At 41.7% G+C, this 13,360-nt stretch carries 12 protein-coding genes; 4 read left to right on the top strand and 8 right to left on the bottom strand.

Annotation, left to right across the window (positions count from 1 at the left end; all coding sequences use genetic code 11):
* Positions 1-13: 13 nt before the first annotated feature.
* Both IEY42_RS03715 and IEY42_RS03710 read right to left on the bottom strand, forming a co-directional pair.
* The gene (locus tag IEY42_RS03715; RefSeq protein WP_188923995.1) at positions 14-682 is read right to left on the bottom strand and encodes an SDR family oxidoreductase; all 669 of its coding nucleotides are present in this window, start codon (positions 680-682) and stop codon (positions 14-16) included.
* Positions 679-993, bottom strand: a complete 315-nt coding sequence (locus tag IEY42_RS03710) for a hypothetical protein (protein ID WP_188923994.1) — start codon at positions 991-993, stop codon at positions 679-681. The genes IEY42_RS03715 and IEY42_RS03710 overlap by 4 nt, the downstream gene beginning before the upstream one ends.
* A 240-nt stretch (positions 994-1,233) precedes the next feature.
* On the opposite strand from IEY42_RS03710, the gene IEY42_RS03705 reads away from it, so the two are divergent.
* On the top strand, positions 1,234-1,905 hold the full coding sequence (locus tag IEY42_RS03705) for a haloacid dehalogenase type II (RefSeq protein ID WP_188923993.1): 672 nt from the start codon (positions 1,234-1,236) through the stop codon (positions 1,903-1,905).
* 139 nt (positions 1,906-2,044) lie between these two features.
* Entirely contained in the window at positions 2,045-2,896 is an 852-nt protein-coding gene (yghU, locus tag IEY42_RS03700) for a glutathione-dependent disulfide-bond oxidoreductase (protein WP_188923992.1), read from the top strand.
* 82 nt (positions 2,897-2,978) lie between these two features.
* Here the strand turns inward: yghU and IEY42_RS03695 are convergent, their stop codons facing one another.
* The gene (locus IEY42_RS03695; RefSeq protein ID WP_188923991.1) at positions 2,979-4,994 is read right to left on the bottom strand and encodes an oxidoreductase; all 2,016 of its coding nucleotides are present in this window, start codon (positions 4,992-4,994) and stop codon (positions 2,979-2,981) included.
* A 163-nt stretch (positions 4,995-5,157) separates the two neighbouring features.
* Between IEY42_RS03695 and sppA the strand changes: the two genes are divergently transcribed.
* Together sppA and ansA are read left to right on the top strand one after the other, a co-directional pair.
* Positions 5,158-7,002 carry a signal peptide peptidase SppA gene (sppA, locus tag IEY42_RS03690; RefSeq protein WP_188923990.1) on the top strand — a complete coding sequence of 615 codons (1,845 nt, stop codon included), beginning with the start codon at positions 5,158-5,160 and terminating at the stop codon, positions 7,000-7,002.
* Between the two features lie 169 nt (positions 7,003-7,171).
* Positions 7,172-8,185 carry an asparaginase gene (gene ansA, locus IEY42_RS03685; RefSeq protein ID WP_188923989.1) on the top strand — a complete coding sequence of 338 codons (1,014 nt, stop codon included), beginning with the start codon at positions 7,172-7,174 and terminating at the stop codon, positions 8,183-8,185.
* Between the two features lie 98 nt (positions 8,186-8,283).
* Here the strand turns inward: ansA and IEY42_RS03680 are convergent, their stop codons facing one another.
* From IEY42_RS03680 to IEY42_RS03660, 5 genes are all read right to left on the bottom strand, one after another.
* Positions 8,284-8,565, bottom strand: a complete 282-nt coding sequence (locus tag IEY42_RS03680; protein WP_188923988.1) for a YeaC family protein — start codon at positions 8,563-8,565, stop codon at positions 8,284-8,286.
* On the bottom strand, positions 8,562-8,879 hold the full coding sequence (locus IEY42_RS03675; protein ID WP_188916374.1) for a zinc ribbon domain-containing protein: 318 nt from the start codon (positions 8,877-8,879) through the stop codon (positions 8,562-8,564). Before IEY42_RS03675 ends, IEY42_RS03680 begins: the two co-directional genes overlap by 4 nt.
* Before the next feature lie 31 nt (positions 8,880-8,910).
* Positions 8,911-10,035, bottom strand: coding sequence for a M14 family metallopeptidase (locus IEY42_RS03670; protein WP_188923987.1), 1,125 nt, complete (start codon positions 10,033-10,035; stop codon positions 8,911-8,913).
* 284 nt (positions 10,036-10,319) lie between these two features.
* The gene (locus tag IEY42_RS03665; RefSeq protein ID WP_188923986.1) at positions 10,320-10,979 is read right to left on the bottom strand and encodes a response regulator transcription factor; all 660 of its coding nucleotides are present in this window, start codon (positions 10,977-10,979) and stop codon (positions 10,320-10,322) included.
* Between the two features lie 154 nt (positions 10,980-11,133).
* Entirely contained in the window at positions 11,134-12,933 is a 1,800-nt protein-coding gene (locus IEY42_RS03660) for a DUF885 domain-containing protein (RefSeq protein ID WP_188923985.1), read from the bottom strand.
* Positions 12,934-13,360 lie beyond the last annotated feature (427 nt).

Here is a 13,360-nt window from a genome sequence, read left to right as displayed (position 1 = left end):
GTTTATCTGTTAATTACCAAGGTAACTCTTGGCCATTAGAATGTTTAAATACACCAGAGTTTGCCAGGGTTAAGCCATCAATGAGGCCAATCAACCGCGAGGCTGAGTCAGTGGCAGAAATATCACCACCATGGTTAACCATCTCTGTTTGCACATAACCTGGATGATAAATACCCACAGCAATCTCTCTTGGAGCTAAGTCATGAGCTAATGACATTGACGCTGCATTTAACGCCGCCTTAGACATGCGGTAACCATAACGACCACCCGAAGTGTTATCGGTAATCGATCCCATTCGTGAAGTGATCATCGCCACTTTGGCTCCGTTAACTAAATTGGTTTGTAAACTGGCCACTACATGTAAAGGCGCTAAAGCGTTAACCTCAAACTGTTGGCGTATGGTGTCGAGGTTAAGGCGCCCTAATTTTTCGTCACGTAAAATACCCGCATTACAAATTAACAGGTCAATTTTCACCCCATGTAAACTGTGTTGCATGGTTTCAATACCTGAAGCTTCTGTCACATCAACACCTTCAATCACCTTAACATTGTTGCCTAAGGCGGCGAGTTCTACCGACGATTGTCGACAAAGCGCATAAACAACGTGGTTTTGCTGTGCATATAATGTCGTAAACGCCAAGCCGATGCCTCGATTTGCCCCGGTAATCACAATCGTTTTCATGTTAAATCCTTATTATCAGTTGTATCGGCCACAATCATTTTGCCTTTAAATACACCCAACAGTGCAATACAAGCACCACCAAATGCCGCAAAAGAACACATTAAGCGATAATCACTGTTTTCAATAAAAAAGTTAGCAACACTGAATATGAGCAATATCAGCATGCCGATATTTTTGACTTGCATCATTTTGGGCTCAAACATCAACCAGGTTTCGCATTTAGGGCATTGCGCTTCAACGCCATGTTGACCTTTACGAACCACTTTTAACGATCGTCTTGCTAATTGACTGTTGCAGCTAGGACATTCCATTTAAATACACCTCAAGTCTCTCAATGCCAATATGATAACGCGGCCTAACTGTCTGATAAAGTTACAATGCAGTTAAATATGATATATCGATAATCAAATCCGCTTACAATTTTTGAATGTTCATTCAAATAAGTATTTGAACACTTGATACAGTTGGTTTATAGTCTGACAATAGATTTAACGATTAAAGTGAGTGTCTCGCGCAGATAACTGCTTTGATCATGTAGGAATGAAAAACGTATGAACTACTCTATTGGTTTTGATGTGTATGGTACCCTTGTCGACCCAGTTGATATGGGACTGCATCTTGAAAACCTTATTGGCGATAAAGCCTCGGAATTTGGTCAGTTGTGGCACGATAAAAAAGTAGAATATGCCTTTAGACGTGGGTTAATGCAGCAATATGCCGACTTTACCGTTTGCACTCAACAGGCGCTGCAATATTGTTTAAATGTATATCAGATATCGTTGTCGACTACAGACCAACAACAGTTAATGGCAAGATTTGCTGAGTTAAGCACGTTTGATGATGTGATCCCAGGGCTTAAAAAGCTCGTACAGCATGGGCATCAGTTAGCAGCATTTTCTAATGGCCCTGAATTGTCTGTACGAAAGTTAATGACTAATTCCCATGTTTTGCCACACTTGCAACACGTGATAAGCGTTGATGATTTACAGACTTATAAACCCAATCCTGACGTTTATCAGTATTTAATGAGACGAATGCACGCTGATATGAACTCATGCATGATGGTATCGAGCAACCCTTGGGATGTTATTGGGGCTAAATCGGCGGGTTTACAAGCAGTATGGGTAAAAAGAAGCCCAAGTAAATTATTTGACCCATGGGAAATTCAACCTGATTTAATCGTGAGTGATTTGTGTGAATTAGCTGAAGTTCTCAATAGTTAATTGCCCAATTTACCGTCTCGTGTTGACCACAGAGATTACACGGCGATAACAACAGACATTTAATTAACCGCAACACATTGTAAGAATCATGGCATCAGCAATGACAGGCGACAAAACTTTATCAAGTAAGAGGATTTTTATGAGTAATCAATATGTTCCACCTAAAGTATGGGTTAATGAACCAAGCAGTGCCAACAAGTGGGCTAACATAAACAGCCCTGATTCTGGCGCTCGTTTTGAAAAAACACTGCCTGTAGGTGAACATGCATTGCAGTTGTATTCACTTGGTACGCCTAATGGCCAAAAAGTGACTATTATGCTTGAAGAGCTTTTATCGCTTGGTGTAAAAGAAGCCGAATACGATGCGTATCTCATTAATATCAGCGAACTTGACCAGTTCTCTTCAGGCTTTGTTGCTGTTAACCCTAACTCAAAAATCCCTGCCCTAGTTGATAACTCAGGTGATGAGGGCATCAATGTATTTGAGTCAGCGTCTATCCTTGTGCATTTAGCTGAAAAATTTGGCCATTTCTTACCACAATCTGGGCAGGCACGTACTCAAACCTTTAACTGGTTATTCTGGGCACAAGGTTCTGCACCATTTCTTGGTGGTGGATTTGGCCACTTTTATGCTTATGCTGATGAAAAACAAGAATACCCAATTAATCGCTTTGCGATGGAAGCTAAGCGTCAGTTAGATGTACTCGACAAACAACTCGCCAACAACACCTTTATCGCTGGTGAAGAATTTACCGTAGCCGATATGGCTATTTGGCCTTGGTATGGCAACTTAGTTTTAGGCAACTTATACAGTGCGGCAGAATTTTTAGATGTTGCCAGTTATAAAAATGTGATGCGTTGGGCAAATCTTGTATTACAACGTCCTGGTGTGCAACGTGGCAAAATTGTCAATACATCATGGGGTGATGTGAGCTTGGCTGAACGTCACAGCGCTGCAGACATTGATGCTGCACTTAACAGTGAAAAATAACCTGTACTAAGGGTATTTTCAAACCAATAAAAAACCTAGCAATGATTGCTAGGTTTTTTGTTGGTTAGCGGCTTAACTGAGCTTAAATCACCATGGCCAACTCGGCACCTTGACGAATAGCGCGTTTAGCATCAAGTTCAGCGGCAACATCAACACCGCCAATAAGATGCACAGGCAATCCGGTGGCTTTCATTTCGTCAACCAGTGTCGTGTTCGACTCTTGACCTGCACACAATACAACATTATCAACCGCGAGCACTTCAGCTTGCTCACCTACTTTGATGTGTAAGCCTTGCTCATCAAACTTCTCGTAACTTACGCCAGTTTTCATTTTCACTTCATGCTGTTTAAGCACGCTGCGGTGGATCCAGCCTGTGGTTTTACCTAAACCTTTACCCATTTTAGTGGTTTTACGTTGTAGCAAATACACATCACGACCCGGATGATGTTCACCTTCTTCCGTTAAGCCGCCAGCATGTTGGTATGTTTTATCAATGCCCCACTGCTCTAACCATTTGTCAGTTTGCAAACTGGTTGATTCACGTTCACATAAAAAATGCGCCATATCAAAACCAATACCACCTGCACCAATAAGCGCGACGGTTTGACCAATCTCGACCTGACCATTAAGCACTTGTTGATAATCAACCACTTTAGGATTATCAAAACCTGGAAGTTTCAGTTCGCGCGGTACAACACCCGATGAAATAACTACCTCATCAAATTTTTCAGTTGCCAGTACTGACGCATCCAGTTTAGTGTTTAAGCGTAAATCGATGTTATGTAGCTTAATCTGGTTAATAAAATAGCGAATCGTTTCGTTAAACTCTTCTTTACCGGGGATTTTACGTGCCAGATTAAATTGGCCGCCCACTTCAGATTTGGCTTCAAACAATACCACTTCATGGCCACGAGTAGCCGCATACACAGAAAAAGCCATACCAGCAGGGCCCGCGCCCATCACTGCTATACGTTTTTTATTGGTCGTTGGGGTAAAGTTAATTTCGGTTTCATAACAGGCACGAGGATTGACTAAACAGGTTGCCCGTTTCATTGAGAACGTATGGTCTAAACATGCTTGGTTACAGCCAATACAGGTGTTAATGAGCTCAGGGGTGTTGGCCGCGGCTTTGTTCACAAAATCGGCATCGGCTAAGAAAGGACGTGCCATTGACACCATATCAGCCTGACCAGAGGCAATAATCGACTCACCAATTTCTGGCGTGTTAATCCTGTTGGTGGCAATTAATGGCACCTTTACTTCTTTTTTAAGTTTTTCGGTTACCCATGCAAATGCACCGCGTGGAACGCTAGTTGCAATAGTCGGTACACGCGCTTCATGCCAGCCAATACCGGTGTTAATAATGCTGACACCCGCTTGTACTAACCATTTAGCTAACTTTACCACTTCATCCCATGTTGAGCCGTTATCGACTAAATCGAGCATCGATAAACGGAACACAATGATAAAGTCTTTACCCACTTTTTCACGAATGGCTTTAACAATTTTTACTGGAAATTGTGCACGGTTATCGAAACTGCCGCCCCACTCATCAGTACGTTTGTTAGTACGTGAGCTGATAAATTGATTAATTAGATAACCTTCAGAGCCCATCACTTCAACGCCGTCATAGCCTGCTTTTTTAGCTAGTGCTGCACTGGTTGCATAGTCTTTAATGGTACTGCGTACCTGGCGACCAGACATCGCAGAAGGCGTAAACGGGGTAATAGGCGATTTAATTTTGCTCGGTGCTAAACTAAATGGATGGTAACTGTAACGACCCGCATGTAAGATTTGCATACAAATTTTACCGCCCGCTTCATGTACAGCGTCGGTAACAATTTTATGCTTACCCACTTGCCATGAAAAACTCAGCTGACAAGCGTTTGGTGCTAAGCGGCCGCGTAAATTTGGGGCAATACCACCGGTGACAATTAAGCCAACTCCGCCTTGAGCGCGTTCTTTATAAAACGCTGCCAGTTTCTCAAATCCGCCTTTTTCTTCTTCTAAGCCTGTGTGCATTGAGCCCATTAACACGCGATTTTTCAGCTGTGTAAAGCCTAGATCTAAAGGTTCTAATAAGTGTGGAAACGACATTCAAACATCCTTTTTAAACAAGTGATTTAAACCAGCATACAACGACATTACCGTTTGCTCAATCATTTAAACGGTCGTTTGTTAAAAACCTTTACAATTCAGTTTCACATTTAAATTGATTTTCAGTTAGGATGACTATATTAGACTGATAAAGGAGTGGCTAATGTCCGCTAAACCCTCGTTTTTAAAAAGGATGTTTTTACTGTTGTGGAACACGGTAAACACTATTCGCAAGCTTATTATTAACTTCGTTTTTTTTGGTATCCTCGCCATCATCGGTGTGGTGTTACTGAGCAGTGATGACGAAATCATCGTCGAAGACCAATCAGCATTAGTACTAAACCTCTCTGGTAGCATTGTTGATCAAAAACATTATGTGGACCCTTTTGAAGCGGCATTGACCCAAGGCCAAGAAAACGATCCGAATGGTGAAATCTTATTATCTGACGTGCTTTACAGCATTAATAACGCCACTGAAGATAAGCGCATCACCAGCATCGTATTAGACTTAGCCAACCTGCAAAGTGCAGGGATAAGTAAAATGACCGCCATTGGCGAAGCGCTAACGCAATTTAAAGCTGCCAACAAATCAGTCATTGCCATGGCCAATGGTTATGATCAAAACCAATACTTTTTAGCCAGTTTTGCTGACAAAATTTACCTTAACAACAAAGGTATGGTGTCACTTGATGGCTTAAGCCGTTATCGCCTTTATTACAAAGCGGCGTTAGAAAAGCTCAAAATCACCACCCATGTTTTCCGTGTAGGTACCTTTAAGTCAGCGGTAGAACCTTTTATTCGCGATGATATGTCTCAAGCAGACAAAGAAGCCAGTAAAGTGCTGCTAGGCGACATCTGGCAGAGTTATTCAACCATAGTAGCCAGTAACCGTCAGATAGCACCTGATCAATTGGTATTGAGCACAGATGCATATCTAGAACAACTTGAACAAGCGGATGGCGACAGCGCCCAAATGGCCATTAACATGAAATGGGTTGATGAACTCGTCACTGCAGATGCATTTCGTTTAGCCATGATGGAACGTGTTGGTAGCGATAAAGAAGGCAAAACCTTTAGACAGATTAGCTTTAACGACTATCGCAGTGTCACCGCACCGTTACCTAACTTTGTTGAAAGTGACTCAGTTGCTGTCATCGTGGCAAAGGGTAATATTTTAAACGGTAAGCAGCCAGCAGGTCAGATTGGTGGTGAGAGCACTTCTGAGCTATTGATGAAAGCACGCTTTGACCCTGTTGTTAAAGCGGTCGTGTTACGTGTTGACAGCCCAGGCGGCAGTGCATTTGCATCAGAGCAAATTCGCCAAGAAGTATTAGCATTAAAAGCGGCGGGTAAACCGGTTGTGGTCAGCATGGGTAGCTTAGCCGCATCTGGCGGATACTGGATATCAGCTAGCGCAGACTACATTGTTGCGACACCAACAACGTTAACTGGCTCTATCGGTATTTTTGGTATGTTTGCCACCTTTGAACAGGCATTGACACATATTGGTGTTACATCTGATGGGGTGGCGACTTCAGATTGGGCAGGCTTATCACCAGCGCGTGAACTCAGTCCACAAGTTGCTGCCGTTATTCAACGTCATATTGAACGCGGATACCATGAGTTTATTTCGTTAGTGGCACAAGAACGTCATATGACCCTTGAACAAGTTGATAATATTGCCCAAGGCCGTGTATGGACCGGTAAACGCGCCCTCACCTTAGGTTTAGTTGATGAATTAGGTGATATAGACGTTGCACTCACTAAAGCTGCTGAGTTGGCTAACATGGATAAATATGATGTTAAGTTAATTGAGCAAGAGTTAAGCGCAGAACAACAGCTGATGCAAGAAATCTTCAATGCTACGGCCTCTTATATGCCAAGCAGCTTTAGCCAAAGCACTGTCGTTGAGAAGATGGTAAAACAATGGGCGAGCGTTTACGAGGAGTTTTCAAAGTTTGATGATCCCAATAATGCCTACCTATATTGTGAAGATTGCAGTTATTAATCGCTGTGTTAACGCAATAATTTGCGCAATGTGAATGATTGATATTTTTAACCAATATGAAGATTATTCAAAAAAAGCCTGCTTTGCAGGCTTTTTTATTGGGGATGTGTAAATAAACTCGTATAATTTGCATTATCTTCAATACCAGTCTCTTTAGAGTACACACTTCATGACAGAACGTTCTATCTACGTAGCTTACACTGGCGGTACCATCGGTATGCAAAAAACAGCTAATGGCTTTGTGCCTGTAGCAGGTTTTTTAACGGATTGTGTTCAATCGATGCCTGAGTTTTACCATGACGAAATGCCTTCTTTTGTCATCCATGAATATAGCCCACTGATTGACTCGTCAAACATGGCCCCTACAGACTGGCAAATGATTGCCAATGATATTCATGCAAATTATGACAAATACGATGGCTTTGTGATTTTGCATGGCACTGACACCATGGCTTACACCGCATCTGCATTGTCGTTTATGCTGCAAGGTTTATCCAAACCAGTTATTGTCACGGGTTCGCAAATCCCACTAGCGCAGCTGCGCTCAGACGGACAAACCAATTTACTTAATTCGTTATACATTGCCGCTAATTATCCTGTGGCAGAAGTCTGTTTATTTTTTAACAATAAATTATTCCGTGGTAACCGCTCTACCAAAGCGCATGCCGATGGTTTCGATGCCTTTGCTTCGCCTAATTTTCCGATATTATTAGAGGCAGGTATTAAGATAAACATTAAAGCGGGTAAAATCAGCGCACCAACTGATCAACCGCTTGAAGTAGTCACCATTAGCCCGCAACCTGTCGGTGTGGTGACCTTATATCCGGGTATTTCGACCGAAATCTTTATGAATATTTTACAGCAGCCAGTGAAAGCCCTGATCATGCTGACCTTTGGGGTAGGTAATGCCCCACAAGATAAAAACTTGTTGGACACTTTAAAACAAGCTGATGAACGCGGAATTGTGCTGGTTAACTTAACACAATGTTTCCAAGGTAAAGTGAATATGGGCGGTTACGCGACGGGTAATGCGTTAGCGCAAGCTGGGGTGATAAGTGGTGCTGACATGACCATTGAAGCGGCATTAGCTAAATTGCATTATTTGCTATCAATTGGTTTGACACCCAATCAGATAAAGCAACGTATGCAGCAAAATCTAGTGGGTGAACTCACCGAAGGATAATATATTAACTTATTTACTTTGTTATCTTTAAAAACAAAAAAAAAGCGAACCAAACGGTTCGCTTTTTTGTTCTTTTGTTCAAATATTTTCACACAAACTTATAAATCAGATTCTTTAAATTCAGCAATCGCTTCGCCTTTAAACTGCTTTTTTAATTCAGATTTAGACAATTCGTTAATGTTGCCGCCTGCAGCAATGGTAAAGTGCTCGGTTTGCTTAAGCTTGCGCGCTTGATACATCATTACCACTTGTAGTGTTGACTCACGTTGTTGCTCAGTCAACACTGTACCGTCATCCCATTTACCGAGTTCTGTAGCAGACAGTAAACGCTGGTACACTTCTTCTGGCATTTCATCAATGACTTTATTGATATCGTTCATACTGACTTCCGTTTATGTAACACAATTCTGACTCGAGTAATCAAGTAACCTGTAAACCCTGCAACAAAACTTGCAATAGCAATGTATGACGTTAAACCTTGAGCAGGCTCGCCGCCCCAGAACCACACCACCACACCTGCAATAAACAAGGTTAAATAGATAAAGCTCTGATTCATTAAACTGTTTGATCGCTCGATGTGGCTAATAACAGCTAATGATTCGGTGTTTCCAGTCAAATCTGTTTTGCAATGTGGACATTGTTTAGCCTGACTAGAAATACGCTTTTGACATTTAGGGCATGCAATTAACGCCATGATGATAATACCTGCTATATCAACTAAATGATTATAAGCTGTCGACAACGGCCAACATGGCCACTAACGACGCTTCGCCTAAATAAATGCTGCGCTCAGGAGACCAACCAACGAATGGGTCAGCTAAGTTCGCATTATCTTTAAATGGCATTTCTAATGTATTTGATAAACACGAGAACGTATTTGCAACCCAGTTAGAACCCACGGTTAAATTCGCTTTACCTGGCTCGTCTTTGTCATAGCCAAACTGTGTTTGGAAATCTGCACTGGCAATGGTTAACGCACTCACAAACTGCTGCTGCAATGCGGCCATTTTGTCAGTAAAGTTTGGCACACCTTCACAGCCGGCTAAAAACACATAAGGTAAACCTTCATCACCATGCACATCGTAAAATAGATCTACGCCTGTTTGGTGCATTTTGTTCACTACGTAATACACTTCTGGGCTTTTTTCTAGACTTGGCGTTTGCCATTCACGGTTTAAGTTGGTGCCCACAGCATTAGTACGTAAGTGGCCACGTGCGCTTCCGTCTGGGTTCATGTTAGGTACAATATAAAAGTTAGCTTTGTCTAACAGTGCTTTAGACGTTGGGCAATCACCGTCGAGTAAACGGTTCAGTAAGCCTTCAACTAACCATTCGGCCATGGTTTCGCCTGGATGCTGGCGTGCGGTAATCCAAATATTTTTCTTCTCTGGGTTACCGTCACCAATTTTAAGTAAGCTCATGTCACGGCCATCTAAGGTTAAGCCTAAATGCTCTAAGCTCACTGCTGGGTGAAGCTGTACTTCACTGATCAGATCTAAATGACGTTCGTAGCTATATGGGGCAAAGTAAGCAATTTGAATAGCTTCACAATCTAGTTCCGCTTGAATGGTTAATACGCCATTCTCATATTGCGTTGGCAGTCTAAACCATGTTGCTCGGTCATAACTGGCCACCGCTTGATAGTCTTCCCAACCTGCTGGATAAGATGCGCTGCCTGCATTAAGGATATTCATGGTGTAGGTCTGACCGACCTCACCTTCTAAACGGAAGTTGAACCACTGATAAAATTCATCGCCAAAATCAGGACGAATAGCGAGTTGAATATCATCGTGTTTATCGATATTGATGACGTTAATATTGCCACCGTCAAAGTTTGCAGTGATCCGCATTAGGATGTTCCTTTAATTGCTTGCGCTAAAATTTAACCTGAATCGGTATAAGGCATGAAGTTATGCTATTTAACATCAGCATATTAACCAACCTCACTTTCAAGCTAGTCATTTGTTAAGCTAATAAGGTGAATTGACGCAACAATAGCTAACCAATTACAAGTCGATTCATCGTTGTTAGCAGGACAAAGGGCTGTTTGAAATGCGTTTATTATCCCGAACTCTGTTTATATGCCTTATTTTATGCGTCATAGCTTACCAAATGCGGCTATTGCTGTGAACCTTTAAAAACTAAAGCTGTACCCTTGCCCTCTGACGGTATTGATTAAATCGCGAGGTAAATTACCTTTAACTAATTTACGTCGGGTATTACTGATATGCATGTCTAAATTTCGATCAAATCGACCGAGTTCTTTATGTAAAACACGTTGCTGTAATTCAGCTTTTGTCACCACAACCCCCTGGCGCTCATATAAATATTTAAACAAGCGATACTCTGTTTGAGTGAGTATTAATGGTTTATCAACCAGGTGCACAGTGTAATTAACATCATCAAAACGTACCTGCTGCTCAGTGATATCATTAACAGGTATTTGAGTGCGACGTTTGAGGATATTGAGGCGTAATTGTAATTCACGTACATTGACTGGTTGACTTAAGTAATCATCTGCACCTAGCTCTAATGCATTAATACGCTCTAGTTCACTATTCGCATCAGCAATGACAATAATAGGTGTAGGTGCTCGCCGTGCGATTAACAACCAAAAGGAATCCATTTTGGGTACGGCAAAGTCTAATAAAATGGCTTCTAGGGTTAAGGTTTCCATTTTGATCAACGCATCAAAGGCATTATTGACTTGATGGACGTAGTACCCTTGCGCTGTAAGTTGATGAAATAACTCATGAGACGCTGAATGTAGATCAATTAATAGAATTTGTTTCATTGCAAACCACTTAATGATAACGATTTCTATTTAGGTTATCATAACTATTAACAGCAGGCCATGTAGCAATATCACATTCTTAGCAAATTTGGGGGCAGATATGAAAATGGCCTGAAATATCAGGCCATTTTGTTTACGTTCTTTAAATTGATAATTACTTCTCGGTCATTAACTGTTTAATGAACTTCACCGGAGCACTGCCATAGCTTAAAAACTGTTCATGGAACTGCTTTAAGTCAAAATCGTCGCCTAACTTGGTTTTTTGCTGCTCACGGAAATCATAAATTTCACGATAACCCGCATAATAGCTAGTAAGCTGCACCTGGCTTAATGTTGCACGGCGCCATTTACCTTCTGCCTCAGCACGTTGTTGGAAGGCTTCGTTTTCAAGTAGGTTTATCACCTCTTGTTCACCCATGCCTTTAACCTGAATGCCGTAATCTAAGATGGTGTTACATATTACTCGCAGGTTCCATTTGTAATACATTAACCACATTTCAGGTTCAAAATCGCCATAGCCCTCTTCGAGCATCATGCGCTCTGTGTACACCGCCCAACCTTCAATCATGGCACCATTTCCAAACAAGCTTTTGACTAAACTTGGAGATTGATTCGAGTATACAAGCTGGGTGTAATGGCCAGGGATTGCCTCGTGAATATTCAGAACCTGCAAAATCCAATGGTTATATTCACGTAAATAACTTTCGGCTGACTCATCGCTCATGCTATCTAATGGCGACACGTTATAGTAGGTATTACCGCCTTGATCATATGGCCCTGGTGCGCTAATAGACGCTCCTGCAAACCCGCGCATGTACTCAGGTGTTTCACGTACTATTAATGGTTTATTTGGGTCAAGGGTAACGAGTTGCTTGTCGTTGACGAATTTGATCAGTTCAGGGATTTGTTTACGCACTTCTTCAACAAAGTTTTCACGCTTAACATGTTTTGCTGATAGCACATCGATTAACTGACGAATCGCCACTTTGTCATCTGCAGGTTTTGGTGTGTCGATGTATTTTGACCAAATTTTTGAGGTGATTTTAGCCATTTCTTGCTGGATTTGATTTTTATCTGCTATGGCTTTGTCATATAACTGTTTTGCTGTCATGCCTGACTGAATATCAAAAGCAAACTTTTCTTCGTATAGGGTTTCACCAATACGAAAATCACGTGCACCGTCTTTGGTGAGCTTGGCTTCAAGCTCAGTTAACCACTCAATATGTTGGGTAATTGCCGCGGTTGCCGCATCAAAGCGCGCACTAAACAGCGCTTTTTGTTCAGAGGTTAAGCCTGAGTCTGCCACTTGCTTGACTAGTGCATCAGACAATACCGAAAACGCACCTTGGTTTTGCATTATCGCTAATTGCGTATGCTCAAGGGTTGGGTCACTAATATTTGCTCTGGCCGCTTCATAATAAGCTGGCACATTTTCAAGGCGGGCAATCACAGACGCTAGGCGTTCATCAAGCGGGGCAAAGTCTTCATTAATAATTTGGGCAAAACCGCCAGCCACATTATAGTTTGATGGATCCCACTGCCAGCTTTTAAAACTTTGAACGTCCCATTTCATCGACTCCACGAGATTAACCAACAATTTATAATCTATCTGTTGATTAGGGGTTAATGTCAGTGGATCAAATTGGGCAAGGCCAGTTTGTTGCTTGTCGACAAAAGCCATGGTGTTGGCACGGCTTTGTTTATTGGGAATATCAAGATAACCATCGTTAACATGTTTACCACTGTAAAGTGCCCATGTTGGTGACAGCGCCCATAAATCATCGATAAACTGTTGTGAATATTGGTTAAAGTCTACCGCTTTTGGGGCAACAACTGAGGTAACGTCTTTTACTGCAGGCGTTTGCTCTGTCGCAACGCTCGCTTGATTGTCGCTACAGCCTAGCAAACTTGTTAGTGCCAAAGAGACAGCTAAAGGCAATAATGCTTTGTTCATTTTATATCCCTAAATTTATTGTTTTTGTATTTTTGATTGCGATTTAATCGTTGTTTAATGACGTTAACCATCCAGTTAACGCCAAAGCCTTAAATGATTTTTACTCTTGATATAGTTAACCATGTTCATTGATGTTTTGCAGCAATTTGACATCTTTTGTGACACAAAAAAATACTTATTCCGTCAACGAATTATGAGGTGCAATTGATCTTTATTGAGTGAATTGCTGGAGAGGTAAATCGTGGCGATTGGATGCTATCGCAATCTAGGCAAAAATCACTTTGCAAGGGTCATCGGCACTTTGAATCATTAGCGATAACTTTCATTTAAGCCTGTGGCAAGCCATACACAAACAAATGCACTTTGAAGTTGTACCACACGCATTGCGCATGGTATTGCCAGATAACAGCCCTTGCCTATCAACAAA

The sequence above is a fragment of the Shewanella algicola genome, from assembly GCF_014648035.1.
Taxonomy (GTDB): Bacteria; Pseudomonadota; Gammaproteobacteria; order Enterobacterales; family Shewanellaceae; genus Shewanella; species Shewanella algicola.
Note: the sequence above shows the minus strand (reverse complement) of the source record. Positions and strands in the feature narration are given on the sequence as shown.

What these genes read in the sequence shown, in the direction of transcription:
- IEY42_RS03715 (WP_188923995.1), bottom strand. Translation starts at nt 682, where the DNA reads ATGAAAACGATTGTGATTACCGGGGCAAATCGAGGCATCGGCTTGGCG.
- IEY42_RS03710 (WP_188923994.1), bottom strand. Translation starts at nt 993, where the DNA reads ATGGAATGTCCTAGCTGCAACAGTCAATTAGCAAGACGATCGTTAAAA.
- IEY42_RS03705 (WP_188923993.1), top strand. Translation starts at nt 1,234, where the DNA reads ATGAACTACTCTATTGGTTTTGATGTGTATGGTACCCTTGTCGACCCA.
- yghU (WP_188923992.1), top strand. Translation starts at nt 2,045, where the DNA reads ATGAGTAATCAATATGTTCCACCTAAAGTATGGGTTAATGAACCAAGC.
- IEY42_RS03695 (WP_188923991.1), bottom strand. Translation starts at nt 4,994, where the DNA reads ATGTCGTTTCCACACTTATTAGAACCTTTAGATCTAGGCTTTACACAG.
- sppA (WP_188923990.1), top strand. Translation starts at nt 5,158, where the DNA reads ATGTCCGCTAAACCCTCGTTTTTAAAAAGGATGTTTTTACTGTTGTGG.
- ansA (WP_188923989.1), top strand. Translation starts at nt 7,172, where the DNA reads ATGACAGAACGTTCTATCTACGTAGCTTACACTGGCGGTACCATCGGT.
- IEY42_RS03680 (WP_188923988.1), bottom strand. Translation starts at nt 8,565, where the DNA reads ATGAACGATATCAATAAAGTCATTGATGAAATGCCAGAAGAAGTGTAC.
- IEY42_RS03675 (WP_188916374.1), bottom strand. Translation starts at nt 8,879, where the DNA reads ATGGCGTTAATTGCATGCCCTAAATGTCAAAAGCGTATTTCTAGTCAG.
- IEY42_RS03670 (WP_188923987.1), bottom strand. Translation starts at nt 10,035, where the DNA reads ATGCGGATCACTGCAAACTTTGACGGTGGCAATATTAACGTCATCAAT.
- IEY42_RS03665 (WP_188923986.1), bottom strand. Translation starts at nt 10,979, where the DNA reads ATGAAACAAATTCTATTAATTGATCTACATTCAGCGTCTCATGAGTTA.
- IEY42_RS03660 (WP_188923985.1), bottom strand. Translation starts at nt 12,933, where the DNA reads ATGAACAAAGCATTATTGCCTTTAGCTGTCTCTTTGGCACTAACAAGT.